Origin of the sequence: Paenibacillus hodogayensis (genome assembly GCF_039536325.1) — a bacterium.
In the GTDB taxonomy this organism is placed as follows: domain Bacteria; phylum Bacillota; class Bacilli; order Paenibacillales; family NBRC-103111; genus Paenibacillus_AB; species Paenibacillus_AB hodogayensis.
Genome location: NZ_BAAAYO010000020.1, coordinates 90,540 through 110,107 on the forward strand (window position 1 = coordinate 90,540; position 19,568 = coordinate 110,107).

At 48.2% G+C, this 19,568-nt stretch carries 10 protein-coding genes; all 10 read right to left on the reverse strand.

Annotation, left to right across the window (positions count from 1 at the left end; translation table 11 throughout):
- Window positions 1-402, reverse strand: coding sequence for a hypothetical protein (locus ABD796_RS32770; protein WP_344916459.1), 402 nt, complete (start codon window positions 400-402; stop codon window positions 1-3).
- 55 nt (window positions 403-457) lie between these two features.
- Window positions 458-1,168: a response regulator gene (locus tag ABD796_RS32775; protein WP_344916461.1), complete on the reverse strand. Its 711-nt coding sequence runs from the start codon at window positions 1,166-1,168 to the stop codon at window positions 458-460.
- 4 nt (window positions 1,169-1,172) lie between these two features.
- The gene (locus tag ABD796_RS32780; RefSeq protein WP_379120960.1) at window positions 1,173-2,330 is read right to left on the reverse strand and encodes a sensor histidine kinase; all 1,158 of its coding nucleotides are present in this window, start codon (window positions 2,328-2,330) and stop codon (window positions 1,173-1,175) included.
- An 89-nt stretch (window positions 2,331-2,419) separates the two neighbouring features.
- The gene (locus ABD796_RS32785; RefSeq protein WP_344916465.1) at window positions 2,420-4,930 is read right to left on the reverse strand and encodes a stalk domain-containing protein; all 2,511 of its coding nucleotides are present in this window, start codon (window positions 4,928-4,930) and stop codon (window positions 2,420-2,422) included.
- A 457-nt stretch (window positions 4,931-5,387) separates the two neighbouring features.
- On the reverse strand, window positions 5,388-6,593 hold the full coding sequence (gene metK, locus ABD796_RS32790) for a methionine adenosyltransferase (protein ID WP_344916467.1): 1,206 nt from the start codon (window positions 6,591-6,593) through the stop codon (window positions 5,388-5,390).
- 185 nt (window positions 6,594-6,778) lie between these two features.
- A complete protein-coding gene (locus ABD796_RS32795) occupies window positions 6,779-7,054 on the reverse strand; it encodes an alpha/beta-type small acid-soluble spore protein (RefSeq protein ID WP_344916611.1) in 276 nt (91 codons plus the stop codon).
- 86 nt (window positions 7,055-7,140) lie between these two features.
- Window positions 7,141-7,794: a hypothetical protein gene (locus tag ABD796_RS32800; RefSeq protein ID WP_344916469.1), complete on the reverse strand. Its 654-nt coding sequence runs from the start codon at window positions 7,792-7,794 to the stop codon at window positions 7,141-7,143.
- Between the two features lie 93 nt (window positions 7,795-7,887).
- Window positions 7,888-10,062 carry a hypothetical protein gene (locus tag ABD796_RS32805; protein WP_344916471.1) on the reverse strand — a complete coding sequence of 725 codons (2,175 nt, stop codon included), beginning with the start codon at window positions 10,060-10,062 and terminating at the stop codon, window positions 7,888-7,890.
- A 192-nt stretch (window positions 10,063-10,254) separates the two neighbouring features.
- Window positions 10,255-13,434 carry an S-layer homology domain-containing protein gene (locus ABD796_RS32810; RefSeq protein WP_344916473.1) on the reverse strand — a complete coding sequence of 1,060 codons (3,180 nt, stop codon included), beginning with the start codon at window positions 13,432-13,434 and terminating at the stop codon, window positions 10,255-10,257.
- A gap of 463 nt (window positions 13,435-13,897) precedes the next feature.
- Window positions 13,898-19,303 carry an S-layer homology domain-containing protein gene (locus ABD796_RS32815; RefSeq protein WP_344916475.1) on the reverse strand — a complete coding sequence of 1,802 codons (5,406 nt, stop codon included), beginning with the start codon at window positions 19,301-19,303 and terminating at the stop codon, window positions 13,898-13,900.
- Between the last annotated feature and the right edge of the window lie 265 nt (window positions 19,304-19,568).

Consider the following 19,568-nt stretch of genomic DNA (forward strand, 5'->3'; position numbering starts at 1 on the left):
TTATTGAAATAGCGGAATATGTTGCAGTTCCTTCGAATTGCTCAGCCGAACCAAGACCACCTCTTCATTCTCGTAACGCGAAAGCATCGAATCGATCGAGGTATCCTGCCATTCGGTGAATTCGATATGATCGGGTGCCAATGCCGCGAAACGTGCCGCGATAACCAGTGTCTCATCCTCCGAGCGTTCGTCCAGAACGACAATATGAACCGCTCTTGCCTTTACTTTGGAAAAGAACAGCAGCAGACGCAAGTACCACTCGATATGCATCCCGTTGTTTCTCGTAACCAGCACATAACGAATCGGTTTGGGCCGATTCCAGTCTGGCCGCGACCGTCGCCAATGGACCCATAGGATAGCCAACCCATACACGCCAAAAATCGACAGCAACCCGAAAATCATAGCGGCACCTCCCTCACCGCTATTATATGCCGCTATGATGTCCATGGTGCCTGCGTTACAGCGTGACCCATCCGTTCTTGATCGCGATAATGACCGCCTGTGTCCGGTCCTCGACTTCCATCTTTTGCAGAATGCTGCTGACGTGGTTTTTGACTGTCTTCTCGCTGATAAACAGCATTTCCCCGATCGATTTATTGCTTTTCCCTTCGGCCAACAGACGAAGCACCTCGGCCTCGCGACGGGTCAGCGGGCTATTCGGCTGGTGAATGTATTTAACGCCTGCCTCTTGCGCATTTTGATTGCCAGCTACTCCGTTCGGATCGAGATAAGTCATCCGGCGAAGCTGATTGATAAGCTTGCCTGTTACCTTCGGATGAATGTAGGCATGTCCGGCCACTACGGAACGGATCGCGTTAATAAGCGACTCGGCCTCCATGTCTTTGAGCAGGTACCCTGTTGCTCCTTTGCGAAGCGTCTCGAATACGTAGCTTTCGTCATCGTGAATCGATAAGATAATTACTTTGATTTCCGGGAAAAAATCCTTCAATCTTTCGGTCGCTACAACGCCGTTCTCGATCGGCATGTTGATATCCATCAGCACGACGTCGGGGCGAAGCGAATTGCACAGCTCGACGACTTGAATGCCGTCGCCGCATTCGCCGACGACCTCAAAATCTTTTTCCATGTTCAATATGCGCTTGACACCTTCGCGCAGAAGCTGGTGATCGTCGGCAATGACGATTTTGACATTTCGTTTTTGTTCCATAACATTACTCCTCTCTTAGGTCCAGACTGATCGGAATGATCATGGTGAGCTTCGCGCCTGCATTAGGCTCGGACTCGATATCCATTCGCCCCCCTAACAGCTCCACCCGCTCCCGCATTCCCATAATGCCGAAGTGCGAGTTGCCTCTGGCAATCATGGCTTCCAGCTTATCCAAGGCAAAGCCGACGCCATTATCTTTCACAACCACTTTCACCATTTGCCTCTGATATGTAATTTCCACACCTGTATGGGTGGCCCGTGAATGTTTCAGCACATTCGACAGCGCCTCCTGGACGAGGCGGAAGACGGCCACTTCCATAGCGGAAGGCAGTCTGGCCTCAACGCCGATAATTTCAAAGCGCATATGAATTTTGGTGCGATCCTCGAAGTCCTGCACATACTTGCGCAAGGTTGGCATCAACCCAAGATCGTCAAGCGCCATCGGCCGAAGGTTGAATATAATTTTGCGGACTTCCTCCAAACCGAAACGAACCGCCCCCTTCAGGTCGGTCAGTTCCTCCTTCAAAGTCGAGTATTCTTTGCGGTCGATCATCATCTCGGCGATTTCCGAGCGCAACACCATGTTGGCCATGGCCTGGGCGGGTCCGTCATGAATTTCCCGGGCAATCCGCTTGCGTTCCTCTTCCTGTGCCAAAATAATCTTCAGACCGATCAGCTGCCGGTTTTTGGCGGTTTCGAGAATACGGGTAACTTGGTTCAGGTCGCCGGACAAATACTTATGAACGACATTCATCTGTCCGACCAGCGCTTCCGCCCGCTCGACCGTCTTCTCGACATTCCGGATCCGCTTCTGCAGCTCGTCCCTTCTTGCCCGCAAATGATGCTCTTTCTCGCGGGCCATAATGAGCTGGAGCTGCATTTGCGTGGCCGCTTCATAAGCGATCCGGATGTCCTCTTCTTTGAATCGATGAAAATCCCGGCTCACTTCCGTGAGCCGGATACGGGAACGCTTATATTCAACTTCGAGCTTGTCCACTTGGTCAATCGTCCGGGAGACCTCTTCCTTCACCTGGTGCAGTTCCCTGCCCAATGCCTCCCATTCGCTACGGGCGCTTTCGCAAATTTCAAACATCTGATATTTGCTCGATTCCATGACTCCAATCGCATTTTTAATGACTTTGTCGATCGCGTCGAATTGCAAGCTAACCCGTGCCCCTTTACCCATTTTTTTGCCCTAAATCATATACTACCATATTTCGACGTTTTTGGACCGGGATATTTGGCCCTAATTTATTCCAGAGTCACAGAACGGGTCTTCTCGTCCCAAGTGACCTTCCAGCCCATCCGCTCGGAGATGACGCGTAGCGGCACCATGGTGCGTTCCGTCATCAGCAGAGGAGGCACTTCTGCCGTAACGGCTACGCCATCCGCTATCAATTCCGTCCGGTCGAGCCATAATTCGATCAGATGATCGTCTTTCATCACTATTACTTTACGCTCAGCCTCGACCCAGGTCAATTGTCCCCCCATCGCCTCGACGACGAACCGAACCGGGACCATGGTATTTTCTTTGTAAATGACCGGAGCTTGATCCAAGACGAGCGGGTTTCCATTCACGGTCAGCGATTTTTTGTCGATTGTCAGCTTTACGCTATTTTTGACCGGGACAGTTGCCTTCCTGTACTGGAATGCAATATCGTCAAATGAAATTTGCCCTTTGAGTTCGCGCTCATCGTGGCCGTTGGCGGGATTAGCCACATACAGCTTTGTGAGCGAGATCGGATAGGCGAAGTTGTATCGCTTCAGATCGGCGCTCAGCGTCTTCCAATCCGACCAATTGGCCAGTTCGCTAAGGCTGATAAGCTGAACGTTACCGGCGCTATCTTTGATTTCCGCGCGCACCCAGTTCCGGCTGTTATCCGCTTTTACTTTGACGCTAAACGATTCCGGCTGCCCTTCGATTTTAAGCTCGTTCGTAAAGACGGCATAAGCTGCCGTCGTTCCAGCCCCTGCGGTGAAATCATATTGCAGCGTCAAAGCCTGATTCGTTACGGAAGTCGTATTGGCTCCCGGGGACTTATAGACGCTTCCCGTTACGGCGTCGGTGCCTTTGAACGTTATCGGCGTAGACGTATCGAATGACTCAGCTATACGCGTATCGACAATCGGCATCGTCAGCATCGCCGAAAATCCGTCATACCGCGCGATAATCCGACCTTCCGTTACGTCTTTGTCGATACTATCGACGGTCAGCCTGCTGCCGTCCATCGTTCCTTTAAATCCGATAAATTCCCATTGCAGCGCTTCGCCCGGCAAGCTCCCCTTCGCTCCCGACTTCGATGCGACGTTTGCTGTCAGCGTATAGACCGAGTTCGCCATCAGGGAGGTGGACGAAGCGTTTATTTTCAAGGAAGCGATGTCCTTGCCCCCGATCACTTCCACGTCTATGCTTCTTGTCGCGCTCCCGGAAGCTACGGTCAGCGTCGTTTTGCCCGGTGCTTTGGCTGTAAATACATTGCCTTCGAACGTCCCGATCGGCAGCGAGGACGTCCATACGGCCGGCATTTGATCCGTCTGAACCGGATTATAATAGCTGTCGTAGGCTTTCAGACTATAGGAGGCCTTTTGCCCGGGGAACAACGCAGTCGCTCCTTGAACTTGAATATCCTTGACATCGCCTTTCGGTGACAGGGAGTAAACGCCCACCCCATTGACCACCGGCCGCTCGTAGCCGATGTCTGCGCTTATGAGGTTCGTTTGAAACTCTCCGAGCGGACGGATCGCCATCTGCGTAGAACCTCCTCCGTCCAGGTTAATGCCCTTATACACGCCCACTTTGATCATAAACTGCTGAAGCTCGGGCAAGGTCAGCCCCGAATCGACAGCAATAAGATAGGCATACTGCTCGTTCTGCGAATAGCCGATAGCCGTACGGGCTACAGGGGAATAGCCGCTTACCCCGCCGACCTCATGAGAGAAATTGGCGGGCTGGCCTCCGTCGACGAGTATAGTATGCCCTCCGATCATCGTTTTGAGCGCAGTCGTGTCGTACGGGAATGTCGGATTCTGCGGCGTTATTTTATAATCGGCCACGACGAGATCGCCAACCTTGACATGCTGGGCTACGAAATCGTCGGCTTTGCCGGAAGCCCGCAATATATATCCATCGGCGGGTGCCACCATTTCCAGTATGCCGGGACGCTTGATTTCTTTGACAACGCCGTTCTGAACGAGAATTTCCGTCGGTACGGTGACTCCGTCATTCGAACGGTTCACTTGCCCCCACGTATTCGTATACATATAAAGACCGTCGATCATACTATGCGCGTTTTCTACATGAACGCCGTCGTTTTCATACCAATAATACGTTTTATTGATGCCTCCGAGCGGAAAACTCGCTCCGTCTTTGGCTACAATTTTGCCTTGAAAAGAAAACGTGTCGATAACCGGCTTGTTGTCTTTGGTCAATGCAAACGAATACCAGCCTACCAAATAAGGCGGTGTGGCCAAGAGCTTGCCACCCGAAACTTGCGGTCCCATCGGAACCCCTTCGGCTTGGGTATTGAAGAAATCGCCATTGATAGCGGCTACCGCATTCGTCTCATTGGCCATCTTCCGGACGCTTTGTTTCTTAGTGAACTGTTCGCCCGTACCGGCAATGGTATCCAGCTTTACGTACGGATTTTTCAGATCCACTTCGACGACATTGGCCTTGACGGTTACCGGTTTCTTATTCCGATCAAAGCTCCATTCATACGTTCTGCGAATCGCGCCATACGTAAGCGGAACTTGTTCCGTCATTGTAACGGCCGCTTCGACCGCTGACGCAGCCTGTACCGGCTCCCGCAAGAACCAAGGCTGAACCGCAAGTGCAGCTGCTACAAGAAAAGCGGTGAAACGTCGTGTCCTCTTCTGTCTGTTTGTTACGAGCTGTTGCAACATTCCGGCTCCTCTCCGAATCTCTCTATCTCTCTCCATGTCTATTTACAATTGTATAGACTCCTTTTGAAGCCAAAAAGTTACGATTTCCGTCTTGAAATTGCCGCCGTCGTTTTCAAAAAATAAAAATAAAGGGAGCCTTGTCCGCCTATGAAATCTAATTCTAGCAAACGAGAGTTTTGGGCGCACCTTCTTATAGACTTCGTAGCTAACCGGGACTTTTAGGGGAGGGATGTCCCGATGTATGCCGCAATAACGACAAAAAAGCCACCCCTAACAAAGGGGTGACTTTCTTTTCGTATGCGAATGTGGATTAAATTTATGCCAAAGCGTCCTGCTTAAGCTTCTCGGCTTTGTCGGTACGTTCCCAAGGTACATCCAAGTCGGTACGTCCAAAGTGTCCGTAAGCGGCTGTTTGGCGGTAGATCGGCCTACGCAGATCCAGTTCTTTGATAATGCCGGCTGGACGCAGGTCAAAATTGTTGCGGATCACTTCTTCCAGTTTCTCTTCGCTGACTTTGCCCGTACCGAACGTATCTACATTGATCGATACCGGACGCGCTACGCCGATTGCGTAAGCGAGCTGAATTTCCACCTTCTCGGCCAATCCCGCAGCGACGATGTTCTTGGCTACATAACGTGCAGCGTAGGCGGCCGAACGGTCCACCTTCGTCGGATCCTTGCCGGAGAACGCACCGCCGCCATGGCGGGCATAACCGCCGTACGTATCCACGATAATTTTCCGTCCAGTCAATCCGGCATCGCCTTGAGGACCGCCAATGACAAAGCGTCCTGTCGGGTTGATGAAATATTTCGTTTGATCGTCCAGCCACTCGGCAGGAACGACCGGCTTGATCACATGCTCGCGAATGTCCTGTTGAATTTGCTCCAACGTAATTTCTTCGGCATGTTGAGTGGAGACAACGATGGTGTCGACCCGTACCGGCTTGTCTCCTTCGTATTCGACCGTAACTTGTGTTTTGCCGTCCGGACGGAGGTAGGCCAGTTTGCCATCCTTACGCACTTCCGCAAGGCGACGAGCCAGACGGTGAGCCAGAGCGATCGGCAAAGGCATCAGTTCTGGAGTTTCATTCACAGCGAATCCGAACATAAGACCTTGGTCGCCTGCGCCCAACGATTCGATTTGCTCGTCCGTCATCGTTCCTTCTTTCGCTTCAAGCGCTTTATCCACCCCGAGGGCAATATCAGCGGATTGTTCGTTCAGCGAAGTCAGGACCGCGCATGTCGAAGAGTCAAAACCGTATTTAGCGCGCGTATAACCGATCTCCTTGATTGTGTTGCGCACGATCGACGGAATGTCCACATATTCGGAAGAACTGCTGATCTCCCCAATAACGAGCACTAAACCGGTAGCGACCGATACTTCGCAAGCTACGCGAGCGTTCGGATCGTTTTGCAAAAAGGCGTCCAATACCGCATCGGATATTTGATCGCAAATTTTATCCGGATGTCCCTCCGTGACGGATTCCGAGGTAAACAAACGGCGGCTGCTTTTCAATGACATAATTCCAATCAACCTCCTACAACTATTATTTATCATGAGTGCGAACTCTACAAGAACAAGAAATTCCCAAATTGTTCCGAACCAAAAAATGAACCTTTTCCTAGTGGAAAAGGTTGCAATGCAATACCTTCAGATATTGATGTTACTGGATTTGTCGAGCTCTGTCAATAAACGAAAAGCTTGAATTATTGCAGTCCGAACAACACTTGCTCCGCTTGTTTGACGAGTCTGCTCGTAATCGCCCCGCCTACGGCGCCGGCATCCCGGCTTGCGATATGCCCCCAATAATCCTCTTGAATGGAAGAAGCGGGAACGTTGCCCAATTCCGTAGCAAACTCCACATTGCCAAAAGTAGACTTATTATACCCTACAGGCAAGCCAAGCTCAGCAGCGATTTCGTATTTCATTTGATCCAGCGCCTTATGGCATTCTGGAACCACTTTACGGTTGCTGGCCATCAGGTTCACCTCCCTCAATAATGGTGTACCTGTAGTATGACCGCATCCGGTTTCTTCACCCTCATGGATTATTGTTAAAGCGGGCAAAATTATGGAGTTCCTTTGGATCCATCCTCATTTAGCAAAATATAGGTGCCGCGGACCATCACGTAGATTTCATCCTTCACTTTTGGGTCGGGTTTAATACCCCGGCCTTCGCGGGGAATGACGAGAAGATGATTGTTATCGACGGTTGATCCAGCTGCTATATCTTTTCCGGCCGTAACGTCCGGAATCCCGTCATCGTTGCTGACGACGATCGTTTTGCCCGAACGGACGATCAGTTCCGCTCCGATTCCGCCGTAGAGAGTTTGCCCTTGTTGCAGCTTCAGAACGATTAGCGCAGAATCTCCTGAAGGCGTTGAAGGAGGTACGGTTGCCCCCTGATTTTGCAGCTGTTGCTTAAGCTTGGCAATTTCTGCAGCCAGCAGCTCTTGTACGCGGGCCTCGGAGACGCCCGATGAAGTTCCGGTTCCGCCCGAACCCGTCTGTCCTGCCGGTGGAGTCGCAGGCGTCCACTGTCCGCCGCTCAGCTTCTTCAGTTGCTCGTCCAAATAGCTTTTCGTAACCAATGGATCGTCTGCAGAGCCCGGTTGGGTCGCCCCGTCCGCTTTGGACACGATCGCAACTTGTCCCGCATAAATACCCACCGCAATGCCCAGCCCAAGCAAACCGGTCAGCAGCAGCTTTCGTTTTTGTTGCAATGCATTCGCCTCCTGACTTCCATACATTCGACACGGTAAAAAAAGAATCCTTTCGATCAGAGAAAATTGACCGAAAGGACCCGGGGTTTTATTTTAGTCGGAGTAAACAAACCAATCCAGCTCTTTCGTGGCAACCAGTTTTTTATTGCCCTGGAACTGATGGTATATATTCAGTTGATATTTCTTCAAAGTAGATACTTTAAAGAGGAAATCAGCGTCGGTGATGGACACTTCCATTTTATTTTTACCCAAAAGTAGTGCTTTGCCACTGTTACTTGAGCCTGAGGATTGCCCCGATTTTTCCAAATCGAAAGTGGATTCCAAAGTAGCGTCTCCATTAACGTCTTTTAATTCCACTATTACCTTGTATTCGTCTGTATTGATTTCATATTGACTGTCGCGATTCAGTTCGTAATCAAACTTAATTTTTACCGTCGAGTCGGTTACCGATGTGCCCACTCGGCTCAAGCCCAACGTATACGGGAACAAATTCATATCTTTGATCGAATCCGAAGGTGTCACATTTTCTGTAGGAAGCGCAAACGATACCACGTTCACATAAGAATCCGGCTTCCCTTCGGCTGTTGTAAACTTCCCATCCGTAATACCCTCGCCAATCAACAGTTGAGTAATTTCATTCGTTCTCGTTTTTGGCAGATTGGCGTAAAGATTCAACAGCGCTTTGCCCGAAGGACTGATCTTCGTTTTTATTTCCGTAATGGTAGCCGGATATACATTGCCATCGGAGCCTTTAAAGTGAGCCACCAACTTTGAAATATCATTCGGACGTTTTTCCAGATTGGTAAGCTCCACTTGAGCCACGAGCAGGTTCGAGCTTTTTCCTGTAAACTGATGCAAATCGTGAATTTTATAATCGGCGGAACGGCCGACACCGCCAATTTGATAATGGTCTCCTGATCCAACAAGCGGAATATTATCCGTGTCCGCATTCACTTTGAATGTAACGAGATCGGTAAGAGTACCGGAAGCGTTGGTTCCCGTACCTGCACCTTCTGACGAATCCGATTTCTCTTGCAGAACGATTTTCATGTTGGAGTAGTCGTATGTGTAAGGAATCCGACCAAGCAGCTGCAAACGAACTTCGGTATCTGGCTGCAACCCGATTACATTGTCCGATTTGATTACTTTAATATCCACTTTTACGGAGTCTTCCAATTCAATGTAGCCGGTAAGATTAGGAATTGCTAAAGACTTAGCCTCTTTTGACTTTAAAGTCAGAACGGCCGAAAGCAAATCGTCATTATCCCACGGCACTCTTTGAATCGAATTCAGTTTGGCGATATAAGTACCGTTTTGGTTGGAGAACGATTGTTCTTTCTCCGTAGACGATTGATCGTCCGTTAATTTGGGTATGACGAATTCGGCTACCGCAGAGCTAATGTTCGTGCTGTTACCTGTATCGGTATTTTCCGTAATAACCAATTGCCAGTTATCGGCGGAAATGCTCCGTGGAAGCTTACCGCTTAGCGTGATCTCCTTTTTCATCAACGGATCGATTGTCGTGTTTTCCGTCAAACCCGCAGCCTTCAGCGGATACAGCAGCCCGTCCGAAGTCCGAATCATATAATTCAATGTAGGCAATTTCAAGCTTCGGCTATCCGTATTTTGGAGTTCAAGCAATATCGTTGGCAAAAAATTTTCTTCATTGCTACTGATAGTAGATTTTTTTATGTAGCTCTGAATAGACGTTTTGGCGATTTTAATATTTGACTTATATCCGGCCGGGGCTACGGTTGTATAAGTTTCCGGTATTTGCAAAACACCTAACGATTTCTGATAATCTGCAGCCGAGAAGTCCCATTTGATAATTTTGAATTGGAGATCTTTCAGCGATACTCCATTGGTGACATTGGCATAAAATTTAATTTCCTGCGTCCCGCCAGCGGGAATTGTATTTTTGTCCTTATCCTGCGGCACTACCGATACAGTGAAGTTGGCCCCGCTTGTGGAAGCGAGACGTATCCAGTAATCGATAAATTGTATATCGCTCGTTCCGCCATTATAAATCTTCAAGGTGAAAGTAACGGTGTTCAGTTCCGCTCCGACCGATTGTCTCGCGTCCTTAATTTCGAAAAAACTCTTGTCGTTAATCCAAACAGATCCTACGGAAGGTACATCGAATACGGATTCGGTTTGTACTTGAGTCCCGTCCGCATAGGAATATGTAGGGATAGCAACCGCCATAAGGGAAAAAGTAAGCATCGAGTGGAGAGCAAGTCGTTTGAATTTCGATTTCCTGTTTACCATAAGTCCTCCTTCAATATCTTCTATATACTAATAGACGAAAGATTTGAAGAATTGTTTCGAGTTTGGGTTAATTTTAAAAAGGAATTATTAGTTAACTCTGAACAAACGTATTGGAATTATTTAATAATCTAATTCGCTCAATTTTCCTAAAAAAAAGAGGCCCTATTGGGCCTCCTTTTTAAAACATTACTGTTATCTTCCTCTAACTTTAACATTTGTAGAAGCTGTTTGGCCGGAAGCAGATGTAGCTCTGAGTACAAAGCTATCACCGTTTTGTGGTACGTAAGCTGCACCATCGTACTTGATCGTACCATCAGATTCAACCGTAAGTTTGCCGTTGTCTTTGCCTGGCAGAGATACGTCTGTAACTTGATAGAATACACCGGTGATGTTTCTGTAGATATCAATGTTGGTCGTTGCATACTCGGTTCCATATTGGTCGAACAACTTCAGGTTCATGAACTGATATGCATTAGTATAGTTTGCTCCCGTCGGTACAGCACCTTTACCATAGTAATTGGCAAGGGTTGTAACTCTATTGACGACTGGTGCTTCGTCCTTAACATTGACGTTAACAGAAGCCAGCTTGGTTTCACCCAGAACAAGCTTGTTGTTCCCATCGACTTTCAGTTCTCTGTACTGAACATTCACAGAAGAAGTACCAGCTTTATAACCGAGTACACGGCCAACGCCAGTATTCAGCGGGTTGTTAGCTGTAGTTCCACCAGTAGGTGTAAATGTAGCAATATCGATAGCAGTCCGCGCAACATTATAGACACTAGGCGTCACGTTAAGAACCATATCGTTCGGCAATCTCAAAGCATTACCAGCGGAATCTTTGATGGTAAGTGCAAAAGATTTTTTGTACAAAGATTTAAGCGGATTTTGCGCATCAGGGATTGACTTCGTCAACGTGTTATCCGTATCAGCAGCAGCATACAAATCGGACGGTTGAGATACAGTGTAAGTCAAATCTTCTTTCTTAAGATCCGCCCACGTTACCGACTTGGTAATCGTCGTCAGATCATTAGCTTTGCCGTCGACAATCTTACGAAGAGTCAGCTTCAGGGTAAGATCGTTGCCCGAGCCATTATTATATTTGAAATCATTCTTCACTTGGAATCTGAACGTGTTATTTACTTCAAACATGTGCTCGCCATCAAAAGTAGTGTTTGTTTTTCCATTTGCACTGAGCGTATCAACGGTTGCACCCAGAGCGTCACGCACAAGAATTTCCATATTAGGCTCACCGGATACTTCTGCGTAGACGGAGTACGTTACAGCTTTGCCATTCTCATTAACGCTACCTACTCTGTCCAGTGCATAACCGTTTTGGTCTTGTACTTTGACCGACAGGTCTGTAGATCCGCCAATCGTTTTCTTAGCTACATCACCAACAACTTTAAGCGATTCCGGTACACGTGTCTTGGAGATCGAGAAGTTTTTGTTAATATAGCTGTTGTTACCCGAGTAAGAGTTCAGATATGCCGAGAAGTAAGCATAGCTGTTATTTTGCCCTTCAACGCGAGTGATCAAAATTTGACCTTTTTTATCACCAGTCTTAATGATCGGGCTATTTTGCGGATTAATAATGCTATCGCCAGGGCCACGAACATTGCTTGCCGTTACCTTAATACGATCATAGTTCTGATTGTCGACAATGTCATCAGCAGACAATTGATTTCCTTGCTCATCATACGCAATGATCGGCAAGTAAATATCGCTTTGATCATTCTCGGTCAAAGGAGCCGACAATTCACCGAATTGAATTTTCGTAGCGAGCTTCGAGGATGTAACTGCAATCTTCGAAGTAGCGCTTGCTCCTTCGATTTGAACGTTAACCGAGAATTCTTCCGTTTTCTCGACGCGCTCTTTCAGCCACAGTTTAACTTCGCCAAAGTTGTCGTTGTCATGATCCTTGAACTCCCAAGACAATTTGTCCAGGTAAGGCGTGGTGAATACATTAGCAATCCAAGCCGATTCATTCTTGATGTCGTAGCCTACCGGATTACCATATTGATCGTATAGAATAACCGGAATGATTACAGAGTCGCCAGTGCTGGAAAGGGCCTTCTTATCCGACGAATATTTCGCGGCGCCCAATTCCATCTTCTGAATGAAAGGCTCTGTGCCAAGTTTGAAGTTTTGCTGAATCCCAATACGCGAAGTATTATCGTATACATGAATCGGAATAATCGTAGTGTTCGGGAACAATTGTTGCCCGTTAATCGACTCTTCCGTATTCAGAGTGATAATGAATCTACCGTTAGCATCCTTCTTTACGCTGCTGTTGAAGTTCGGAGTGTTGACCGTAAAATCACCAGAGCTCAGCGATGCATTCTCACCGTATTGGTTGGATGCTTTGAATTCTACGTAAGCCTTCTTCGATTTAGCAATCGTATCCGATGCTGTTACGAACTTAATTTCTTTCACTTGCTCATCTTCAGCCGTGAAGCTTCCAGATGCCGTACCAATGTCAGTGGTAGCCAAACCGCCGAGAGTTACTGTGTACTCTCCTTGGGCAAGTTTCACGTCTTTCAGTTCCAAAGTAGCGGTTTTCTTATCTTCCGACCACTTAGTGTTTACAGCAATGTCCGTTGCTCCCTTTTTCAAGGACAAGGTCGCTTTGGATGTATCAACGTCGCGGTCAAGCGTTACTTCAACTTTCTTCACGCCAGTTGCTTTGACAGCTTTAACAGAAGCCTTAGCCGGTTTTTCGGATTCAGCAAGAACTTGCTTAGCAGCATAAGAAGCTTCTACCAGCTCAGAGCGGATTGCCGGCTTCGTGTAGTCTGTTTTTTCGCCCAACAAACCGTTGGCGATTGCAGCTGCTACATAACCTTTAGCCCAAGTGGAGACTTCACCTTTAACTGCTGCGCTGCTTGGTTGAAGACCCAAAGCACGAACAGCTACAGTTGCCAGTTGCTCGAGGGTAACGTCGCCAGCCGGGTTGAACACGCCGTCTGCTACGCCATCCATCAAGATAGGGGATGCTTTCGATACAGCTTGGATGAAGCCAGCGGACCAACGGTCAGCAGCTACGTCCGTGTAGCTAGTACCGGAAACTTCTTTCAGGCTCTTCAATTTAACGAGGATTTTTGCCAGTTGCTCACGGGACATGTTGGAGTCGAGCTCGGAGCCGTTACCAGTTCCGTCTTTATCAAAGATGCCAGCGGCAATCAGGGCGTCCAATTTTTGTTGAGTCGTCAGTGTTGCGTCAGCTGCAAATGCAACGGATGCGAAAATGGACGACACCATAGCTGTTGCTACGAGTACAGACAAGCTTTTTTTCATAACCTTTTTTTCTCCTCCTCGATTATCATCATACGATGGTTGAGTGTTTAATTTAAAGGATAAGCTCTTGTTACTCATCGGCCAATTCACCTCCTTTCCAGAGTTTGAGCGCTACTTCCTATTAAGACTCTGCAACGTTTGTCGCAGAAACTAGTAAACTGTCGAAGTAGAAAACTAGCCACTTTAACATTATACAATGGCGCTTTCGCAGCGTAAAGAACAAATTGTGAAAAAGTACCACTGCGAACTAGTTTTCTTATGTCTTTGGCCTTACTCCAGCGCTTTTGTTGATTCTCACCTAATTAAACGCATGGTTTCGAAAAAAGTTGCGACATTTCAAAAAAACTTTTTTATGTCCGCGCTCTAAACTCTGTCGGCGCTGGCCGTCCGTGGCGTGTAGCAGTTTGTATATCACTCGGCCACAAAGTAAGTATACCTGCATCTATCAGTTTCGTCATCACGAAGTATTTTCCATGTAACCATTGCTTTTGCCGTTAAAAATCAAGCTGCCGGAGTTCATCCGGCAGCCTGTCGTGGCGCATTATTTCGGGATTTTCTTTTGGTTCTTCAGAACGCGGATAGCGACCACAGCGGCCTCTGCGCGGGTAAACGTTTCAAGCGGATCGAATCGCGTCGTCGACTTGGTTTGACCTTGCAGCAATACGTTCTCTTTGCCTTCGATCAATCCGGCTTTGGTAACGGCTTCGACCGCCGTTCTCGCATAAATATCAATCGTATTGGCATCTGTAAACGATTTTTGCAGGCTGGCCAGCACTCTATCCAGCGTCGATTCCGAGCTCAGCTTTAACTCAGCCGCCCGGGCAATCATAATAGCCGCATCTTGACGGGTGATTGCGTTGTCCGGCAAGAATCTGCCTCCGCTGGAACCGCGAACGATACCGGCTTTGGCCGCAGTCTCAATATACTTATAATCATAGAGCTTGGTCAGCAAATTAATCCGCTGAACGTCCGAGAACGTCGGAACCTCCGTATAGTTCAACGGCAAATCGAATATTTTGACGAGCATCGTAGCAAATTCTCCGCGGGTGATCGAGTCGTTCGGCACGAAGCTCGACGTTTCTTTAGAGAGCATATAGCCTTTCGAATACAGCGTATCGATATCGTTGCGCGCCCATGGATGGCCCGTAACGTCGTCAAAACTCTTGTCCATATACATGACTTGATAGTACCCGAACGTATCGAATGGAACAGTTATCGTGTTTTTGCCGGTATCCACGACGCCTCCGAGGTTTTTCCACCTTCCTTGCACAATGCCGGTGTAGTCCTCGTAAATATCGAAATGGTAGACGCTCAAATATTTCCAAGCATCGTTCCGGATAGCCGGGTCATACTTTAATGTAAGCGTACCGCGGTCGGTCGTCACGACCAGATCTTCTTTCGTTCTCAAATAAAACTGCTCCGGATCGTAAGGCAGACGGCCGCTGCCGTTCAAAGCCTTGATCATATCGGTTTCGTTTTTCTTGATTGTTCCCGCATCGATCCAGAACAAATTACTCGCAGAGCGGAACCGTCCTGTCGTTTCCGTCAGCATCAGCTTCCCTACGCCGTCGATAACCGGATTCGTGTTCCCGATTTGTCCATCGGACGCCGAAGGATGTTTGATCTTGTCCACGCGTCCGTCGGCTTTGCTGGCAATTCCATACAAGATTTTACGGTCCGAGGTCAAAAACTGATTGATGGCTCCAGGCTCGTTACGCATGAAGTTTGTGCCTTTCGGGAACTTCAGAGAAAGCTGACCGTCAAATACAGTCGTTGTAGCCTGCAGCGGCGCTTTGTACTGAGCGCCTTCCACAGCCGTATCGCTGTTATACAAGATGAAGCTTCCGTTTAATTTCTCGGTGCCCCGAACGACAGTAAATTTAACTGTGTTTTTACCGGCCTTCAAGCCTGTCACTTCATGGAAGAAATGATTTTTCTTAACGCCGTTTTCCGTCACTTCGCGTACGACGGCTTCGTCTTTGCCGAACAAAATGGAAGTGGCGTTCTCCGCCTCGATCTCAACCTCGATGTAGTTGCTGTTGATGTTCGCTTGATCTTCTTTTTTCTCGTTTTTGATCAGCTTCGGCGATTTGATAATATACGGCAAAGGCTCGCGATTGATCGTAAGGACTTTGGTAACCGTAATGCCCGAAGCGTTCGTTATGGAGAATTCAAAGATCGTATCGCCCTTGGACAAAAGCGGCAGCGAATTGGTTCGGAACTGGCCGGCGTTTATTGAATTGAAAAAGCCGGGATTATTGATCTGAGGATCAATGTTGCCGAAATTCCCGCCGAAACGGCGATCGTATTTGACTACCGGCGCGCCGTTGGCGTCCTTGGTTCTCATCGTCAGCCTGATTTCAGAAGCGTTGGCGAATTGTCCGGAAAACGACACAAACGTTTCGCTAGTCGCATACGTATCCGGTTTCGTTCCCGGTATAAACTTCTTCACATCGGTCGTCTCAACCGGATTAACCGAAATAAACTCGGGCGCATCCGTGCTGAAAACGAATATTTCGTAAGAAGTCGTCGTTACCAATACCGAATTGATGTAGATCTTGAAAACAAGCGTATTTTTACCTTCCTGCAGACCCGATACGAGCAGGGTAAACGTATTGTTTGCCGCTACCAGCATCGTTTCATTTTTGATGCCGTTCAAGGAAACGTCAATCCGATTGCTGCTGTTATCCAGTACCGGCATATTCACAATACGTCCGGATACGCAGCTTCCGGTTAAGCCGCCGCGATCGCAAGTAATTTGCGTGCCAGGGGTTTTGACTACCAGACCGTTATAGATATTGTTAACAATCAAATACGGCGTGTTGGAAATCAGCAAATCGTATTGCTTTTTACCCGACAAGTTTTCTCCAGCCTTGGTCGCGTTGGCGGGAGTAACATTGTCCGAGCTCGGGACGATCGTCATTTGCGTCAAGCCGTTTGCAACATTGGCCGGAAGCGTAAAAGTAAACACTCTCAGGTTAACACCTGAAGTCGAGTCCACCGGATTGTTGACCGTGTCGTATGGAATGGTCGCATAAATATTCGAGTTGCTATCGAATTCGCCCAAGTAAACATTGAGCTTATGCGTGTTGCCGTTAGCCAAAATGCGGAACGTTTTAGGCAGTTCGGATACATTGTTAACGACCGTTTCCGACAAAGAATCAACGCTTTCCACGTATGGCAAATTGTTGTTTACATAGTTGAATGTGAAGGCAGAAACCGGTATTTCATCGGTAAACGTATTGTAAAACTTGAATTGAACAAGCTGTGTGCGATCGGACGGTATGTCCATGTCTGCCGAGAACTGGAACACCTTATATTTGCCGGCTTTCGACCATTCGGCAGCTTCATTGAGCTGGGCAGCGGCCGCATTGACGCTGTAGTTGAACGAATTGCCGACGATCGTGTCATTGTACAGCAAGTTTACGGTGTAGCTCCCGTTGGACAAATCCGCAGGCTTATTGAAAATGGCGGACCGCCCGGAAATGACTTGAGTAGCTACAGACTCCGATACATAATTCGAATTTTCATTCGAAGAGAACCGAAGCTTCAGCTTGGAAGTGTCGCGTCCAAAATTAACGCCGGTTACCGTCAGCGTCGTATCCGATGTCGTAAATCCTGTCGGCGCCGGGTCGGCGATCGTAAACGGATATTGTCCGAGCAAAACGTTGCCATAGGAAACCCTCAGCAAGTAGTTGCCAGCGGTAATGCCGGAAATCGTCGAGAAATCGCCGATAACTGTATTTCCGTCGGCCGAGACGGAGGCCACCCTAGCGCTTCTTTGGTTGGATCCATCCTCGTTCATGATGACGATAGCCGGACCCTTAGCTCTATCGATAAAACCGTCCCCCTGAATCGTAAAGGAAGCCGTATTCACGTCAGCCAAAGTCGTTTGCGGAATCGTCACCGAGCTGATGCTTGCCGTGCTTATCGCACTGGAGACATAGACCCCGCTTGTCACCGTTCCGGCCTCAATAGTCGGAGACATGTCCGCCTTATCTCCATTCGGATAGCGCAATTGCTTTTTAAAGGCAAGCTTGTACGTTACGCCTGGCTTCAAATTCGTTTGGCCCAAAACTGGATCCGTCGCGATGGGCTGCAGCAGCAGTGCGTTTTCCCGGGCTTCGAACACCTTTAACGGCACATCCGGGGCGGTAGGATCATTCAGGCTGATCAGTTTGAGGTCTTCAATGTCCGCCGCAATGGTTCCCAAGTTTGTACCGCCTACATAAAACGTAGTCGGAGAAGTAGTTTGCGTCAAGCTAATGGCGGAAGCAATCGTAACCGTCGGCAATTCCGGATTTTTACGGTCGATTTTGAACGCTCTTTCCGTAATCGGAATGCTGTTATACATAATTTTGTAACGGTAAAGGCCTTCTGTCGTGACAGACGGGCCAGCAAACCTAACTTGGTTTGGATTTCCAGTTTTCGAACCTGCTGATTGGCCGACAGGCTTGCCGGTCATATCGGTATAACTGATCGAGAAATTAACTAAATCATCCGATGCCACTCCAGCCACTTCTACGGTAGGTTGCGGCATAGGAGATTGTCCGACTTTGGCAAACGCAGAATCAGGAGCCGGAATCGATATCGGTGGTGGATTTCCGGAAACTTGCGGCGCAATAGTCGGCAAAGGAGTCGCGGACGCATTGACCGTTATGGAGAAAGGTTCGGCGCTTAATGAAGGGGCGTCGGAATCCCCATTACGGATTGTCACTTTATACGGACTCTTCGCCTTCACGAAAGCTCCCACCGGAATTTCGTAGGAAGCGGCAGTTTTAGCCGAGTTGATGCCACCCGTTTCCGGCATAATATCTTTCAATACTTTCCCGTCTGCCGTAACGACGGCACCGACATTATCGGTTAACGTCAGCTTCGTATTGGCGCTAAGCTCTTGTCCGGTAACGAACAATCTGGTGCTGCTGTGACCCTCGTACACAATATTGGGTGCCAGCCCCGTAGCTCTAGGGGAAGCGGCCGCGCCGGACAAATTGTACGGGCCGAATTTTTGCCCGCCAACCAGCACGTCGACAAAATTGTATTGCAAGTCCCCAAGCACCGTCAGGTCGTCTTTTAGCAATGCGGAAATGTTTACTTTGGACGTCGTGACAGTCGGGTTTTTGATCAACTCTTTTTGCGGTCCTTTAACGCCCTGATCTGAGATTTCGCTAATTTTGGCGTTAAAAGCAAACGGCAAACCGTTGTTATAAATCAAATTTTTGCTGATCTGATAGGACTTCGTGTTGTTGACCGACATGATCGTCAACGGGTTGTCCCCGGCGCGTAGCCGCAGGTTGGCCGTGGACTGGGCTTTATTAATATCGTCGGCCACAAAGAAAAACTCGCCGCTATTCAGGTAAGCATTGATCGGGTTCGGATTACCTTCGGTATAAGCCTTGACCTCGGTAGCATTCGGAGCCGAGCCCGATATATTCAATACGGTCGTTTGTGCCGGATTTTCCGGGTACATGTTGCCGTCTTGAAAAGGTTGTCCATTAATATTAATTGTCGTCAGGGTCGTGGTAGGGGTAAAGTAAACCCATCCTGGAGCGGAAGAAATAACGCTGGTGTCACCCAGCTTAATAACAATTTTGTTCAACCCTTCCGTCAGTTGAACATTTTTAAATACGACATCGAATGGACCGGTCAATTGTGCCTTATTCGTTTTCTCTACGACAGGCGTCTTCGTTGTCGTCATATTGGTCACTTCATAATACAGTTCATTCACTTGAGTATCGCTAATATTCTCAACGGTTGCTTTAATATCGACCGGGTTGGTAATAATTCTGGGAATAACCGAATCATCGGCCGGCTGCGCATCCGACGTGTACAAATCCTTGATCGTGATTCTGGCGGTAGCGGCTACTGCGGACATAGCCGGAAGCAGACTCATCAGCATGGTCGCAATAAGCACCACGCTCAACCACTTGCGATATGACTTTCTCAAAGCCTTTTCCTCCTCGATAAAGTAATGATCCTGCAGCGGGCTTGTCTGCGGTTGATTGTTTTATAAACTGCGCCCCTTTCTGCTCCTTCCTTTCCATATACTCGTCTCCATTAGAGAAAAAACGGAAACCCTCTAAGTTAACAGTCCCATACCATTTTTATCGGTCATACAAGGTTGAAATGTTATAGATTTTCATGGAAAAAATGCGCAGCAAAAAACCCGGCATCATCCATCTCCGGGTTTTCATCGTGTTTCTTCTATTATA